The organism is Pseudomonas sp. F8002, from assembly GCF_013385495.1.
Taxonomy (GTDB): Bacteria; Pseudomonadota; Gammaproteobacteria; order Pseudomonadales; family Pseudomonadaceae; genus Aquipseudomonas.
On record NZ_JACAPW010000047.1, the window covers coordinates 1 to 15,820 of the forward strand.

14 protein-coding genes are annotated in these 15,820 nt (G+C 62.0%); all 14 read left to right on the forward strand.

Features of this window, described 5'->3' with window-relative positions:
- Positions 1–221 precede the first annotated feature (221 nt).
- The gene (locus tag HX811_RS29950) at positions 222–1,844 is read left to right on the forward strand and encodes a methyl-accepting chemotaxis protein (RefSeq protein ID WP_003219261.1); all 1,623 of its coding nucleotides are present in this window, start codon (positions 222–224) and stop codon (positions 1,842–1,844) included.
- Positions 1,844–2,356, forward strand: a complete 513-nt coding sequence (locus HX811_RS29955; RefSeq protein ID WP_177048568.1) for a chemotaxis protein CheW — start codon at positions 1,844–1,846, stop codon at positions 2,354–2,356. The genes HX811_RS29950 and HX811_RS29955 overlap by 1 nt, the downstream gene beginning before the upstream one ends.
- Positions 2,356–3,618 (forward strand): protein-glutamate O-methyltransferase CheR, encoded by a 1,263-nt coding sequence (locus HX811_RS29960; protein WP_177048570.1) that lies wholly within the window; start codon positions 2,356–2,358, stop codon positions 3,616–3,618. The genes HX811_RS29955 and HX811_RS29960 overlap by 1 nt, the downstream gene beginning before the upstream one ends.
- The gene (locus HX811_RS29965) at positions 3,615–4,301 is read left to right on the forward strand and encodes a chemotaxis protein CheW (RefSeq protein ID WP_177048572.1); all 687 of its coding nucleotides are present in this window, start codon (positions 3,615–3,617) and stop codon (positions 4,299–4,301) included. Before HX811_RS29960 ends, HX811_RS29965 begins: the two co-directional genes overlap by 4 nt.
- On the forward strand, positions 4,298–6,601 hold the full coding sequence (locus tag HX811_RS29970; protein ID WP_177048574.1) for a hybrid sensor histidine kinase/response regulator: 2,304 nt from the start codon (positions 4,298–4,300) through the stop codon (positions 6,599–6,601). Before HX811_RS29965 ends, HX811_RS29970 begins: the two co-directional genes overlap by 4 nt.
- Complete coding sequence (locus tag HX811_RS29975; RefSeq protein WP_003219250.1) at positions 6,598–7,608, forward strand: chemotaxis response regulator protein-glutamate methylesterase; 1,011 nt, start codon at positions 6,598–6,600, stop codon at positions 7,606–7,608. Before HX811_RS29970 ends, HX811_RS29975 begins: the two co-directional genes overlap by 4 nt.
- Positions 7,609–7,659: 51 nt before the next feature.
- Complete coding sequence (locus HX811_RS29980; RefSeq protein ID WP_003219248.1) at positions 7,660–8,661, forward strand: diguanylate cyclase; 1,002 nt, start codon at positions 7,660–7,662, stop codon at positions 8,659–8,661.
- A gap of 247 nt (positions 8,662–8,908) precedes the next feature.
- Positions 8,909–10,004 (forward strand): peptide chain release factor 2 gene (gene prfB / locus HX811_RS29985; protein WP_096236834.1). Its coding sequence is split into 2 segments (ribosomal slippage): positions 8,909–8,980 and positions 8,982–10,004, totalling 1,095 coding nucleotides; the frame shifts between segments, so codons are not numbered across the junction.
- A 78-nt stretch (positions 10,005–10,082) separates the two neighbouring features.
- Positions 10,083–11,585, forward strand: a complete 1,503-nt coding sequence (lysS, locus tag HX811_RS29990; protein WP_003219243.1) for a lysine--tRNA ligase — start codon at positions 10,083–10,085, stop codon at positions 11,583–11,585.
- A gap of 152 nt (positions 11,586–11,737) precedes the next feature.
- Positions 11,738–12,454 (forward strand): TetR/AcrR family transcriptional regulator, encoded by a 717-nt coding sequence (locus tag HX811_RS29995; RefSeq protein WP_023659125.1) that lies wholly within the window; start codon positions 11,738–11,740, stop codon positions 12,452–12,454.
- Positions 12,455–12,470: 16 nt separating this feature from the next.
- Positions 12,471–13,019: a hypothetical protein gene (locus HX811_RS30000; protein ID WP_177048576.1), complete on the forward strand. Its 549-nt coding sequence runs from the start codon at positions 12,471–12,473 to the stop codon at positions 13,017–13,019.
- Positions 13,020–13,040: 21 nt separating this feature from the next.
- Positions 13,041–14,318, forward strand: a complete 1,278-nt coding sequence (locus HX811_RS30005; protein ID WP_003219237.1) for a flavohemoglobin expression-modulating QEGLA motif protein — start codon at positions 13,041–13,043, stop codon at positions 14,316–14,318.
- Positions 14,319–14,491: 173 nt separating this feature from the next.
- Entirely contained in the window at positions 14,492–15,397 is a 906-nt protein-coding gene (locus HX811_RS30010; RefSeq protein ID WP_032898691.1) for an alpha/beta hydrolase, read from the forward strand.
- Positions 15,394–15,720: a hypothetical protein gene (locus HX811_RS30015; protein WP_003219233.1), complete on the forward strand. Its 327-nt coding sequence runs from the start codon at positions 15,394–15,396 to the stop codon at positions 15,718–15,720. Before HX811_RS30010 ends, HX811_RS30015 begins: the two co-directional genes overlap by 4 nt.
- Positions 15,721–15,820: the final 100 nt, after the last annotated feature.

Here is a 15,820-nt window from a genome sequence, read left to right on the forward strand (position 1 = left end):
GCCGAGTGGTGGGGCAAGAGCGTTTTGCTTACTTTTGCGCTTTTCAAAAGTGAGCCGCTGTAAGAGCGGAACCAATAGCAGCCGTTACCGCAGCAACGGATATGCCCCCCCAAGAAAACTTTCCTCCCCCGCGCGTGACCCAGATCCCACAACCCGTTGATTAATGATGGCATCCGCTCAGCTATACTCCTCTCCATTTGAATGGCCCTCGAGGAATTACTGTGAAGAACTGGACCTTGCGCCAACGGATTTTGGCGAGCTTTGCGGTCATCATCGCGATCATGCTGCTGATGGTAGTGGTCTCGTATTCACGCCTGTTGAAGATCGAGGCCGGCGAAGAGTCAGTCCGCGATGACGCAGTCCCCGGGGTCTACCTAAGCTCCATGATCCGCAGCGCATGGGTCGACAGCTACCTCGACACCCTCGACATCATCGGCCTGCGCAAAGACAAGACACTCACCGAAGCCGACAAGGCCGACTACAAGTCCTTCGAAGCGCGCATCATCACGCAAATGGCCAATTACAAGGCAACTATCAACGGCGCTGAAGATCAGGCCGAGTTCGATAAGTTCGAAGCCCTGCACCAGGCCTACAACAAGGCTTTGGCCGCAGTCACTGAAAACCTGCAACGCAATGACGTCGCCGCCGCCCGCAAAGTGTTCGACGAAGAGCTGACCCCGACCTGGACCGCAGGCCGCATGAAGCTCAACGACATCATCACCGAAAACAAAAACGTCGCGGACCGCGCCACCAACGCTATCGACGACGCCGTGTCCGCTGCAAAAATCAGCATGGGCGTCTCGCTGATCCTTGCGATCCTCGCCGCTGGCCTCTGCGGCCTGCTGCTGATGCGCGCGATCATGGCGCCGATGAAACGCATCGTCGACATCCTCGAAACCATGCGCACCGGCGACTTGAGCAAACGCCTGAACCTCGAACGCAAGGACGAATTCGGCGCAGTAGAGACCGGCTTCAACGACATGATGACCGAGCTCACCGCCCTGGTGTCCCAGGCACAGCGCTCTTCGGTACAGGTCACTACCTCGGTCACCGAGATTGCCGCGACTTCCAAGCAACAACAGGCCACGGCCACTGAAACCGCCGCGACGACCACCGAGATCGGCGCTACTTCGCGGGAGATCGCTGCTACTTCCAAGGACTTGGTCCGTACCATGACCGAAGTCTCCACCGCCGCCGACCAGGCCTCGGTGGCCGCCGGTTCCGGCCAGCAAGGCCTGGCGCGCATGGAAGAAACCATGCACTCGGTGATGGGCGCAGCTGACCTGGTGAACGCCAAGCTGGCGATCCTCAATGAGAAGGCCGGCAACATCAACCAGGTGGTGGTGACCATCGTCAAGGTCGCTGACCAGACCAACCTGTTGTCCCTCAACGCTGCCATCGAGGCCGAGAAGGCCGGTGAGTACGGTCGCGGGTTTGCCGTGGTAGCCACCGAAGTGCGGCGCCTGGCCGACCAGACCGCCGTGGCCACCTACGACATCGAGCAGATGGTGCGCGAGATCCAGTCGGCGGTGTCGGCCGGGGTGATGGGCATGGACAAGTTCTCTGAAGAAGTGCGCCGTGGCATGTTCGAGGTGCAGCAGGTGGGCGAGCAGCTGTCGCAGATCATCCATCAGGTGCAGGCCCTGGCGCCACGGGTGTTGATGGTCAACGAAGGCATGCAGGCCCAGGCCACCGGCGCCGAGCAGATCAACCATGCGCTGGTGCAGTTGGGCGATGCCAGCAGCCAGACCGTGGAGTCCCTGCGTCAGGCCAGCTTTGCCATCGACGAGCTGAGCCAGGTCGCCGTCGGCCTGCGCAGCGGCGTGTCGCGTTTTAAAGTCTGATGAACGACCTCGCGGCTAAACGCGGTGCCGTTGCGGCAGTGAAGAAAGCACTGTTCCTGGTGTTTCACATCGGTAATGAACGGTATGCCCTCAAGGCCACGGAAGTGGCCGAGGTGCTGCCGCGCCTGCCGCTCAAGCCCATTGCCCATGCGCCTGCGTGGGTCGCCGGGATCTTTGCCCATCGCGGGGCAATGGTGCCGGTGATCGATCTCAGTGCCTTGACCTTCGGTACGCCGGCCCAGGCCCGCACCAGCACGCGCCTGGTGTTGGTCAATTATCAGCCGGATGCACTGGTTCCGGCACGCTGGCTGGGGCTGATCCTCGAACAGGCCACCGATACCCTGCGCTGTGACCCGGCACAGTTCCAGCCCTACGGCCTGGACAACCGCCAGGCACGTTACCTGGGCCCGGTGCGCGAAGACGAGCGTGGCTTGATGCAGTGGATCGGCGTGGCGGACCTGCTGACGGCTGACGTGCAGGCGCTGCTGTTTGCCGCGGGCGAGGAGGGTTGATGAGCAGTGATCAACGCTTCTTCGACTTCCTTAAGGAGCGCATTGGCCTGGACGTTGCCTCGGTGGGCGAAGCGATCATCGAGCGTGCCGTACGCCAGCGCAGCATGGCGCTCAGCGCGCAGACCGCCGATCAATACTGGCAGCAATTGCAGGCCTCCACCGACGAACAGCAAGCGCTGATCGAAGCGGTGATCGTCCCCGAAACCTGGTTTTTCCGTTACCCCGAATCCTTCGCCACCCTGGGCCGGCTGGCGGTCGCCCGCCTGGCCGAAATCAAGCAGATGCGCGCCCTGCGGATCCTCAGCCTGCCGTGTTCCACCGGCGAAGAACCCTATTCGATTGCCATGGCCTTGCTCGACGCCGGGCTGGCGCCGCATCAGTTCAAGGTGCAGGGCATGGACGTCAGCCCGCTGTCGGTGGAGCGCGCCCGCCGTGGGGTGTACGGCAAGAATTCGTTTCGCGGCCAGGACCTCGAGTTCCGCGATCGCCACTTTACCGAGCAAACCGACGGCTACCGGATTGCCGACCGGGTACGCGAACAAGTGCGCCTGCAGGTGGGCAACCTGCTGGACCCCGCGCTGCTGGCCAACGAGCCCACCTACGATTTTGTATTCTGCCGCAACCTGCTGATCTACTTCGACCAGCCGACCCAGAAGCAGGTGTTTGAAGTGCTCAAGGGCCTGACCCACGTCGACGGCGTGCTGTTTATCGGGCCTGCCGAAGGCAGCCTGCTGGGGCGCCTGGGCATGCGTTCGATTGGCGTGCCGCAGTCGTTTGCCTTCAGCCGGCATGCGGAGCCCGCGCCTGAACCGGTATTTGTGCCGATGCCCGCGCCGATTCCTCAGCGCAGTGCCGCGCCTATCCCGACCAGGCCCCGGCCGTTCAGCACCGTCAGTGCCCAAGTGGTACCGATCAAGCCGCCGCCCCCGCAGTCGGACGCCGCCGATCTGCTCAGTCAGATTGCGACCCTGGCCAATGAAGGCAAGAGCCTGGAAGCCCGTGCTGCCTGCGAGCGTTATTTGCAGAGCCATCCGCCGGCGGCCCAGGTGTTTTATTGGCTGGGCCTGCTCAGCGATGTGGCCGGCAGCGCCCTGGAAGCCCAGGGTTATTACAGAAAAGCCTTGTACCTGGAACCCCAGCACCCGCAGGCCTTGATGCACCTGGCCGCGTTGCTCGAGTCCCAGGGCGATGTCGCCGGCGCCCGGCGTTTGCAGGCTCGTGCCGCGCGCAGCGAGCGAGCTGACAGTGAGCGTAAATCATGACCCTGGATCCCGAGCTGAACCTGACCCTGGCCGATACCCAGGCCATCGATGACTGCTGGAACCGCATCGGCATCCACGGTGACAAGTCCTGCCCGTTGCTGGCCGAGCACATTCACTGTCGCAATTGCTCGGTGTATTCCGCCGCCGCCACGCGCCTGCTCGACCGTTATGCCTTGCAGCAGGACGATCACCGCGCCGTCGCGACGCCGGAAGTCGAGGGTGATGTCCTCACCCGTTCGCTGCTGATGTTCCGCCTCGGCGAAGAATGGCTGGGCATCGCCACTCGCTGCCTGGTGGAAGTGGCGCCGTTGCAGCCGATCCATTCCTTGCCCCATCAGCGTTCCCGCGCCTTGCTGGGCGTGGCCAATGTGCGTGGCGCACTGGTGGCGTGCCTGTCACTGGTGGAATTGCTGGGGCTGGACAGCACCGGCAGCGGCCCCAGTGGCGCACGAATCATGCCGCGCATGCTGATCATCGCGGCGCAGGACGGCCCCGTGGTGGTGCCGGTGGACGAAGTGGACGGTATCCATGCCATTGATGAACGCACCTTGAACGCGGCGTCTGCCTCCGGCACCCAGGCCAGCGCCCGCTATACCCAAGGGGTGTTGCAGTGGAAAGGCCGCAGCCTGCGCTGGCTGGACGAGGCGCAATTGTTGTCTGCCGTGACCCGGAGCCTCACATGACCCCCGACCAGATGCGCGATGCCTCGCTGCTGGAGCTGTTCAGCCTGGAAGCCGACGCCCAGACCCAGGTGCTCAGCGCCGGCCTGCTGGCCCTGGAGCGCAACCCGACCCAGGCCGACCAGCTCGAAGCCTGCATGCGCGCCGCCCATTCCCTGAAGGGCGCGGCGCGGATTGTCGGGGTGGACGCGGGGGTCAGCGTGGCCCACGTGATGGAAGATTGCCTGGTCAGCGCCCAGGAAAGCCGCTTGTACCTGCTGCCGGAACATATCGACGCACTGCTGCAAGGCACCGATTTGCTGATGCGCATTGCCACGCCGGGCAACACCGTGGGCCCGGCGGACATCGAGTCCTATGTGGCATTGATGGAGCGGTTGCTCGATCCGTCGCAGAAAGTCGCGCCGCCCGCTGCGCCAAAGCCTGCACCGCCGCCCACACCCGCGCCAGAACCTGAATTGTCGATGGAAGCGCTGCTGACCCTGCCGCCGGAGCCCGAGGCCGCGCCGCCGGTCAGTGCCGAACTGCCACGCCAGAACAAACGCATGACCGAAGGCGGCGAGCGGGTGTTGCGGGTGACCGCCGAACGTTTGAACAGCCTGTTGGACCTGTCCAGCAAGTCCCTGGTGGAAACCCAGCGGCTCAAGCCTTACCTCGCCAGCTTGCAACGCCTCAAGCGCATCCAGAGCAACAGCGCCCGCGCCCTGGAGAACCTCGACGGCCACCTCAAGACCGTCGACCTGAGCCTGGAAGCCCAGGAAGCCCTGGCTGATACCCGCCGCCTGTTGAGCGAAGCCCAGGCGCTGCTCGCGGAAAAAACCGCCGAAATCGACGAGTTCGGCTGGCAGGCCGGGCAACGCGCCCAAGTCTTGTACGACACGGCGCTGGCGTGCCGCATGCGGCCGTTTGCCGACGTGCTGGCCGGGCAGGTGCGCATGGTGCGTGACCTGGGCCGCAGCCTCGGTAAACAGGTGCGCCTGGAAATCGAAGGCGAGAAAACCCAGGTCGACCGCGATGTGCTGGAAAAGCTCGAAGCGCCGCTGACCCATTTACTGCGCAATGCTGTTGACCATGGCATTGAAATGCCCGAGCAACGCCTGCTGGCGGGCAAACCGGCTGAAGGCCTGATCCGCCTGCGGGCGTCTCACCAGGCCGGCTTGCTGGTGCTGGAGTTGAGCGACGACGGTAACGGTGTCGACCTGGAGCGCCTGCGCGGCACCATCGTCGACCGGCATTTGTCGCCGCTGGAAACCGCCCTGCGCCTGAGCGAAGAGGAACTGCTCACGTTCCTGTTCCTGCCGGGGTTCAGCCTGCGGGACAAGGTCACCGAGGTCTCGGGGCGCGGGGTCGGCCTGGATGCGGTGCAGCATATGGTGCGCCAGTTGCGCGGCGCGGTGGTGCTGGAGCAGGCGGCGGGGCAGGGCAGTCGCTTCCACCTGGAAGTGCCGTTGACCCTGTCGGTAGTGCGCAGCCTGGTGGTGGAAGTTGGCGAAGAGGCCTACGCCTTCCCGCTGGCCCACATCGAGCGCATGTGCGATCTTGCGCCCGACGACATCGTGCAACTGGAAGGCCGCCAGCATTTCTGGCACGAAGGCCGGCATGTCGGCCTGGTCGCCGCCAGCCAGTTGCTGCAGCGCCCGCCGGGGCAGGGCAGTCAGGAAACCCTGAAGGTCGTGGTGATCCGCGAGCGCGATGCGGTCTACGGGATTGCCGTGGAGCGTTTTATCGGCGAGCGCACGCTGGTGGTATTGCCCCTGGACGACCGGTTGGGCAAGGTCCAGGACATCTCCGCCGGAGCGTTGCTCGATGACGGTTCGGTGGTGCTGATCGTCGACGTCGAAGACATGCTGCGATCGGTGGACAAACTGCTGAATACCGGTCGTCTGGAGCGCATCGCCCGACGCACCCAGCAAACCCTCGAAGCACCGCGCAAGCGTATTCTGGTGGTGGATGACTCGCTGACCGTGCGTGAGCTGCAACGCAAATTGTTACTTAATCGCGGTTATGAAGTGGCCGTGGCAGTCGATGGCATGGATGGCTGGAACGCGCTGCGCTCCGAAGACTTCGACCTGCTGATCACGGACATTGATATGCCTCGCATGGACGGTATTGAATTGGTCACACTCTTGCGCCGTGATACTCGCCTGCAATCCCTGCCGGTGATGGTTGTTTCCTACAAGGATCGGGAAGAAGACCGTCGTCGTGGACTGGACGCCGGCGCCGACTATTATCTAGCCAAGGCCAGCTTCCATGACGACGCGCTGTTGGACGCGGTGGTGGAGCTGATTGGAGGAGCACGGGCATGAGGATTGCGATCGTCAATGACATGCCCATGGCCGTGGAGGCCTTGCGCCGGGCGTTGAGCCTTGAACCGGCCCACGAAGTGGTGTGGGTTGCAGGCAACGGCCTGGAAGCAGTGCAGCGTTGCGCCGAGTTCACGCCCGACCTGATTCTGATGGACCTGATCATGCCGGTGATGGACGGTGTGGAGGCCACCCGGCAGATCATGGCCGAGACGCCCTGTGCGATCCTGATTGTCACCGTCGACCGCCAGGCCAACGTCAGCCGTGTATTCGAAGCCATGGGCCATGGCGCCCTGGACGTGGTTGACACCCCTGCACTGGGCGTGGGCAATCCGAAGGACGCCGCGGCACCGCTGTTGCGCAAGATCCTCAATATCGGCTGGCTGATTGGCCAGCGTGGCAGCCGCGTGCGGGCCGAGCCTGCGCCCCAGCGGGCCACGGGCAAACGCCAGAGCCTGGTGGCCATCGGTTCGTCCGCAGGCGGCCCGGCTGCCCTGGAATCCCTGCTCAAGGGCTTGCCCCGGGACTTCTCGCCGGCCATTGTGCTGGTGCAGCATGTGGACCAGGTGTTCGCCGCCGGCATGGCCGAATGGCTGAGCAGTGCCTCGGGCCTGCCGGTGCGCCTGGCCCGGGAAGGCGAGCCGCCCCAAAGCGGCGTCGTGTTGCTGGCGGGCACCAATCATCACATTCGCCTGCTGAAGAACGGAACGCTGGCCTACACCGCAGAGCCGGTGAACGAGATTTATCGGCCGTCCATCGACGTGTTTTTCGAGAGCGTCGCCAGCTACTGGAATGGCGATGCCGTTGGCGTGCTGCTGACGGGGATGGGGCGTGATGGCGCCCAGGGACTTAAGTTGATGCGTCAGCAAGGCTACCTGACCATCGCGCAGGACCAGCAAAGCTGTGCTGTTTACGGCATGCCCAAAGCGGCAGCGGCGATTGACGCGGCTGTTGAAATTCGCCCATTGGACAGAATTGCGCCACGATTGCTGGAGGTATTCGCAAAATGACCGATATCACACGCTGTCCTGGCCTGCAGGTAGTAATTCAGGTGACCGTAAATGAATGATTTGCAGCTCGACGACTTCAAGACCGACGAAAACGCCGCCATGGTGCTGCTCGTCGACGACCAGGCGATGATCGGCGAGGCCGTACGCCGGGGCCTGGCCCATGAAGACAATATCGACTTCCACTTTTGCGCCGATCCGCACCAGGCCATTGCCCAGGCGATCCGTATCAAGCCGACGGTGATCCTGCAGGACCTGGTGATGCCGGGGCTCGATGGCCTGACCCTGGTGCGCGAATACCGCAATCACCCGGCGACGCAGAACATCCCGATCATCGTGCTTTCCACCAAGGAAGACCCGCTGATCAAGAGCGCGGCGTTTGCCGCCGGGGCCAACGATTACCTGGTCAAGCTGCCGGATAACATCGAACTGGTGGCGCGCATCCGCTATCACTCGCGCTCCTACATGACCCTGTTGCAACGGGACGCGGCCTACCGGGCGCTGCGGGTCAGCCAACAGCAGTTGCTGGACACCAACCTGGTGCTGCAACGGCTGATGAACTCCGACGGCCTGACCGGGCTGTCCAATCGCCGGCATTTCGACGAATACCTGGAACTGGAATGGCGCCGCGCCATGCGTGACCAGACCCAACTGTCGCTGCTGATGATCGACGTGGACTTCTTCAAGACCTACAACGACAGTTTCGGCCACCTGGAAGGCGACGAGGCGTTGCGCAAGGTGGCGGCGACCATTCGTGATGCCAGCAGCCGTCCTTCGGATTTGCCGGCGCGTTATGGCGGTGAAGAGTTTGCCCTGGTGCTGCCCAATACCTCGCCGGGTGGGGCACGGCTGGTGGCCGAGAAACTGCGCCAGGCGGTGGCGAGCCTGAAAATCCCGCACATTGCCCCGGCAGAAGGGGCGAGCCTGACCATCAGTATTGGCTTGGCGACCATGACCCCGGTGCAGGGCACCGATTGCCGGCAATTGATCTCGGCGGCGGACAAGGGCCTGTACCTGGCCAAGCACAATGGGCGCAATCAGGTGGGGATCGAGTAGGGAATACGGTCTGTGGGATGTCGCAGACCTAATGTGGGAGCGGGCTTGCTCGCGAATGCGGTGTGTCAGTCAATGCATCTGGCGACTGAACCACCGCATTCGCGAGCAAGCCCGCTCCCACATTTGATCTTCATCGCTGTCTGGATGGTGCATATCCCCGCCTTTTCGGCCAAGCGGGCTGCCGTTCCCGCCCGTTTGTCGTTATACTCGTCGGCTTTCAAAAGTTCGCCAACGAGTGCTGCCCGCCATGGAAATCAACCCGATCCTTAACACCATCAAGGACCTGTCCGAGCGCTCCGAAACTATTCGGGGGTATCTTTGACTACGATCAAAAGCATGAGCGTCTGACCGAAGTCAATCGCGAGCTTGAAGATCCGGCTGTCTGGAACAAACCTGAATACGCCCAGGAACTGGGCCGCGAGCGCGCTGCGCTGGCGCAGATCGTCGACACCCTCGACGAATTGAACACCGGTCTGGGCGATTGCCGCGACCTGCTGGACATGGCCGTCGAAGAAAACGACGAAGGTGCAGTGGGCGATGTCGTCGCCGAGCTGGCCCGTCTCGAGGAAAACCTCGCCAAACTCGAATTCCGCCGCATGTTCAGCCATGAAATGGACCCGAACAACGCCTACCTGGACATCCAGGCCGGTTCCGGCGGCACCGAAGCACAGGACTGGGCCAACATCCTGTTGCGCATGTACCTGCGCTGGGCCGACAAACGCGGTTTCGACGCGACCATCATGGAACTGTCGGCCGGTGAAGTCGCCGGCATCAAGGGCGCGACCGTGCACATCAAGGGCGAATACGCCTTTGGCTGGCTGCGGACCGAGATCGGCGTACACCGCCTGGTGCGCAAGAGCCCGTTCGACTCCGGCAACCGTCGCCACACGTCGTTCTCCGCCGTTTTCGTCTCGCCAGAGATCGACGACAAGGTGGAAATCGAGATCAACCCGGCAGACCTGCGGATCGACACCTACCGCTCCTCCGGTGCCGGTGGCCAGCACGTAAACACCACCGACTCGGCCGTACGTATTACCCACGTACCGACCAATACCGTGGTGAGCTGCCAGAACGAACGTTCCCAGCACGCGAACAAGGACACCGCCATGAAAATGCTGCGGGCCAAGTTGTACGAGCAGGAAATGCAGAAACGCAACGCCGCGTCCCAGGCGCTGGAAGACACCAAGTCGGATATCGGCTGGGGTCACCAGATCCGCTCGTATGTGCTCGACGCGTCGCGGATCAAGGATCTGCGTACCAACATCGAACGCAGCGACTGCGACAAGGTGCTCGACGGTGATATCGACGAATACCTGGAAGCCAGCCTGAAATCTGGCCTGTAACTCCTTTGTAGGAGCCGGCTTGCCGGCGATCCCCGGCCGCAGGCCGGGGACAACGAACCTGATGGAAAATTTAAAGACATGAGCGACCAACAACTCGACCCGCAAGCCCTGCAACAGGAAGAAAACTCCCTGATCGCCCTGCGCAAGGAAAAGCTTGCTGCCGAGCGCGCCAAGGGCAATGCCTTCCCGAACGACTTCCGCCGCGAAAACTACTGCGATGCCTTGCAGAAACAGTACGCGGACAAGACCAAGGAAGAGCTGGCAGAGGCTGCAATCCCGGTCAAGGTTGCCGGTCGCATCATGCTCAACCGTGGCTCGTTCATGGTGATCCAGGACATGACCGGTCGCATCCAGGTCTACGTCAACCGTAAAACCCTGTCCGAAGAAACCCTGGCCTCGGTGAAAACCTGGGACATGGGCGACATCATTGCCGCCGAAGGCACCCTGGCCCGTTCCGGCAAGGGTGACCTGTACGTTGAAATGACCAGCGTGCGCCTGCTGACCAAATCCCTGCGCCCGCTGCCGGACAAGCACCACGGCCTGACCGACACCGAGCAGCGCTATCGCCAGCGCTACGTTGACCTGATCGTCAACGAAGAAGTGCGCCAGACCTTCCGCGTGCGTTCGCAGGTTATTGCGCACATCCGCAGCTTCCTGATGAAGCGCGACTTCCTCGAAGTTGAAACGCCGATGCTGCAAACCATCCCGGGTGGTGCCGCAGCCAAGCCGTTCGAAACCCACCACAACGCGCTGGACATGGAAATGTTCCTGCGTATTGCGCCTGAGCTGTACCTCAAGCGGCTTGTTGTTGGCGGCTTCGAAAAAGTGTTCGAGATCAACCGCAACTTCCGTAACGAAGGCGTTTCGACCCGTCACAACCCTGAATTCACCATGTTGGAGTTCTACCAGGCCTACGCCGACTACGAAGACAACATGGACCTGACCGAGGAACTGTTCCGCGAACTGGCGCAACTGGTCCTGGGCACCACCGACGTGCCGTACGGCGACAAGGTGTTCCACTTCGGCGAGCCGTTCGTGCGCCTGTCGGTGTTCGATTCGATCCTCAAGTACAACCCTGAGCTGACCGCCGATGACCTGAACGACATCGACAAGGCCCGCGCCATCGCCAAGAAAGCCGGCGCCAAGGTGCTGGGCTTCGAAGGCCTGGGCAAATTGCAGGTGATGATTTTCGAAGAGCTGGTGGAGCACAAGCTGGAGCAGCCGCACTTCATTACCCAGTACCCGTTCGAAGTGTCGCCGCTGGCCCGTCGCAACGATGACAACCCGAACGTCACCGACCGTTTCGAGCTGTTCATCGGCGGCCGTGAAATCGCCAACGCCTACTCCGAGCTGAACGATGCCGAAGACCAGGCCGAGCGCTTCATGGCCCAGGTGGCCGACAAGGACGCTGGCGACGACGAGGCGATGCACTACGACGCCGACTTCGTACGCGCCCTGGAATACGGCATGCCGCCTACCGCCGGTGAAGGTATCGGCATCGACCGGTTGGTGATGTTGTTGACCAACTCGCCGTCGATCCGTGACGTGATCTTGTTCCCGCACATGCGGCCACAAGCGTAACCGTAGCGAAATCCGAAGCCGCCTTTTATAAGGCGGCTTTTTTATGTGGCGTTTATAAGCGTCAAGTAAACAGCGCCAGGTGATCGTTCCCACGCTCCGCGTGGGAACGCAGCCCGTGACGCTCCGCGTCACACTGTGGAGGAAGATCCGTCGTGAACCGCGTAATGGCTCAAAAGGGTGCCGCCGGCATTGCCGCTGCCGTGGCTGAAAGTGTTCAGTACCAGGGCCGCAAGGCCAGTCGCCGGGGCAGTGAGCAGCGCAGGCAGGACATTCTCGATGCAGCGATGCGCATCGTGGTACGCGAAGGCGTGCGTGCCGTGCGTCACCGTGCGGTGGCGGCGGAAGCCGGTGTGCCGTTGTCGGCCACCACCTATTACTTCAAGGACATCGACGACCTGCTCACCGACACCTTCGCCCAATATGTGGAGCGCAGCGCCGCGTTCATGGGCAAGTTGTGGGTGCGTAACGAAGGCCTGCTGCGCGAGATGGTGGCTTATGGCGACGGCAGCCCGCAGTCGCGCTCGCAACTGGCCGATGACATCGCGCGCCTGACCGCCGATTACGTGCAACGCCAATTGCTCAACCGCCGTGAGCACCTGATGGCCGAGCAGGCGTTTCGCCAGGAAGCGCTGCTGAACCCGCGCCTGGCCGAGCTGGTGCGCTCCCACCAGCAAATCCTGCTGCAGGGCACTTGCCAGTTTTTCCAGGTATTGGGTTCCCGCGAGCCGCAACAGGATGCCAAAGTGTTGACGGCGATTATCGGTCGGATGGAATATCAGGGCCTGCTGGGCGGCGCAGAGCCTCTGACCAGCGAAGAAATGCTTGAGATCCTCAAGCGTTACATGCATTTGGTGTTGGCTTCGGTCTGACACAGGGGATTGTCCAATGAAAGCCTGGCGCGTCGTCGTGATCGCCTTGTCGTTCCTGTTGCTCAGCGGTTGCCTGGTGACCTTCAAGGACCCGTTGCCCGCCAGCGAGGCGGCGCCTGATGGTCTGCTTGGCAAATGGGCCAGCAAAAACGCCTGGGGTGAGCCGCTCAACCTGCAAATCAGCCGCGTCGGTGAGCACCGCTACAAAGCCGTGAGCTACCCTAAGGCCAAGCCGGGCCAGCGGGATGAATACCTGTTCACGGTTTCCCGGCATGGCAGCCGCTGGTATCTGTCGGCGCCATTGCCGACCAGGTTCGGCGGGCATTACATCCTCGCCGGGTTCGAATTGAATGATGAGCACGAGCTGGTGGTCTACAACCTCGATCTGGATCAGGTCCACCAGGCGGTCGGCCAGAAGGTCCTGAGTGGCAGCACCGTCGAAACCGTCGAGGGTGCCGGTGTGTTGATCGACAGTTCCATGGCCCGGGTATTTGCGTACCTGGATGATCCGGCCAATGCCGATGTGTTCGTCGAAGCCGTGCGCTACCAGCGTGCAGGCAAATAACGTTTAAAGAGGAAGTACCGGGTGGACGATTACCAGCAGACGATACGCGCCTTGTCCGATCGCATTGTGCTGGCGCAAACACCGATTCGCGTCCTCGACGCCGTGAAGTGGGACGAGAATATTCGCCAGGGATTCCTCAAGGCCAAGGGTAAGGAAATGCCGGCGGTGGACCGCGACTACTACCTGACCCGGCCGCTGTCGTTCGATTCCAGCGCGGTGAAGCTGGAGTTCCAGAACATCGAGCGTGACATCACCCGCCAGCTTGGCCAGTTCAACCCGGTCGGGCAGATCATGCGGCGCATGTGCAAGGAGTACCGCATGGTGGTGCGCATGCTCGAAGCGCGGGGCACCGAGGATTTCGGCCTGATCTCCCAGGAGCTGTATGGCGCCGCTTCCGATGCGTTCCATGCCGGTGACCCGACCCTGGCCGACCTCGGCCTGATGATGTCGGACTACCTGAACAATATCGATGGCCGTGGCGACCTCAAGGACGAAGCCAAGACCCTGACCGCCAAGGACGCCGTCAACCTGCTGCAGAGCCGCCTGAACAAGGTATTCGGCGAGGCCGAGGAAACCATCCGGGTGTTCGAGTCCGACGGTATCGTGGCGGATGCGGCGGCAGGTGCCGACTACATCAAGATCCGCGCCGACGCGATGTTCAACGACCGCGACGTGCGCGCCCTGGAGGTCCATGAAGGCCTGGTGCACGTGGGCACCACCCTCAATGGGCAGAACCAGCCGATCTGCACCTTCCTGTCCAAAGGTCCGCCCTCGTCGACCGTGACCCAGGAAGGCCTGGCGATCCTGATGGAAATCATCACCTTCGCCTCCTACCCCAGCCGCCTGCGCAAGCTGACCAACCGCACTCGCGCCATTCATATGGTGGAGCAGGGAGCCGACTTCCTGCAGGTGTTCGAATTCTTCCGCGAGCAGGGCTTTGAGATGGCGGAAAGCTACGGCAACGCCAGCCGGGTTTTCCGTGGGTCGACGCCTACGGGTCTGCCGTTTACCAAGGATTTGTCCTACCTCAAGGGCTTTATCATGGTTTACAACTACATTCAGTTGGCCGTGCGCAAAGGCAAGCTGGAGCAAGTGCCGTTGTTGTTCTGCGGCAAGACCACCCTGGAAGACATGCGTACCCTGCGCCAACTGGTGGACGAAGGCCTGGTGGTGCCACCCAAATACCTGCCGGATCAGTTTCGCGACATGAATGCGTTGGCGGCGTGGATGTGCTTCTCCAACTTCCTCAACCATTTGAGCCTGGACCGGATCGAGGCGGATTACTCGAATATCCTTTAACGATATCTCTGAAGGAACTCAGTCAAAATGTGGGAGCGGGCTTGCTCGCGAATGCGGTGTATCAGCAACAGATGTGGTTACTGAATCACCGCATTCGCGAGCAAGCCCGCTCCCACCTTTGATCTCCATAGGTCTTCAGGATCGTTCCCAACCCATTCACGAGGCTTCAACGGATGAGAATCCTCGGCATTCTTTGCCTGCTACTGACCCTTAACGGCTGCAGCTCCTTATTGTTCTATCCGGAGCGCGGCATGCCGTTCACCCCGGAAAAGGCTCGCCTGCAATACCGTGACGTCACATTGACCACCGCCGATGGCCTGAAGCTCCACGCCTGGTGGCTGCCGGCCAAGGCCGGCGTGCCGCTCAAGGGCACGGTGCTGCACCTGCACGGCAATGGCGGCAATCTCGCCTGGCACCTCGGCGGCAGTTGGTGGCTGCCGGAGCAGGGCTATCAAGTGCTGTTGGTGGACTATCGCGGCTACGGGTTGTCCGAAGGCGAACCTTCGCTGCCGGCGGTTTACCAGGACATCGACGCCGCTTTCAAGTGGATCGACAACGCCCCCGAAACCCAGGGCCAGCCACTGATCGTGCTGGGCCAAAGCCTGGGCGGCGCGCTAGTGGTGCACTACCTGGCGGAACATCCCGAACGTCAGCCGCAGCTCAAAGCGCTGGTACTGGACGGTGTGCCGGCCAGTTATCGTGACGTAGGACAATTCGCCCTCAGCACCTCCTGGCTAACATGGCCGTTCCAGGTGCCGTTGTCGTGGCTGGTGCCGGACGGCGACAGTGCGATCAACGCCATGCCCCGACTGACCGGCGTGCCGAAATTGTTGTTCCACAGCCTGGATGACCCGATCGTGCCGTTGTCCAACGGCATTCGCCTGTATCAAGCTGCGCCGCCACCGCGGGTGCTGCAACTGACCCGGGGTGGCCACGTGCAAACCTTTGCCGACAAGACCTGGCAAACCGTGATGCTGCGCTACCTGGACGACCCCCAGCATTTCAACGGGCTGCGCCGCCTGGGGGAAATCCCCAATTACCCGGCGGCCCCGAATTCCAACGCAGAGAACCCGCAATGAGCGAAGAACGCAACATGATCCCCCTGATCCTCACCGGCATCGGCACCATCATCGGTACTGTTGGCTGCCTGTGGTACTACGGCTATTTGCACTTCGCCAAGCCCGAGGATGCGTTGCTGCTCAGCGACTTCACCATGCTCAAGACCGTGCCGGGCGAGGATTACAAAATCTCCCTGACCCCGGCCGCCCAGGTGGCGCAATGCGTTGATGGCGTACTGGTGCTGTTTGATACCGAACAGAAAGGGCTGACCGGCGTACTGGTCAACAGCAAGAAGCAGGCAGTGCGCTGCATGGGGCAGGAAACGCCGCAATTGGAGCAGTAAGACAGATTGTGTAAGAAACGCTGGAACTATTCTGCGTTGACTACCACAGATTTCGAACCGGTCAGCGTCGCTGATTCGGTTACTTAATGTGGAGTGTATC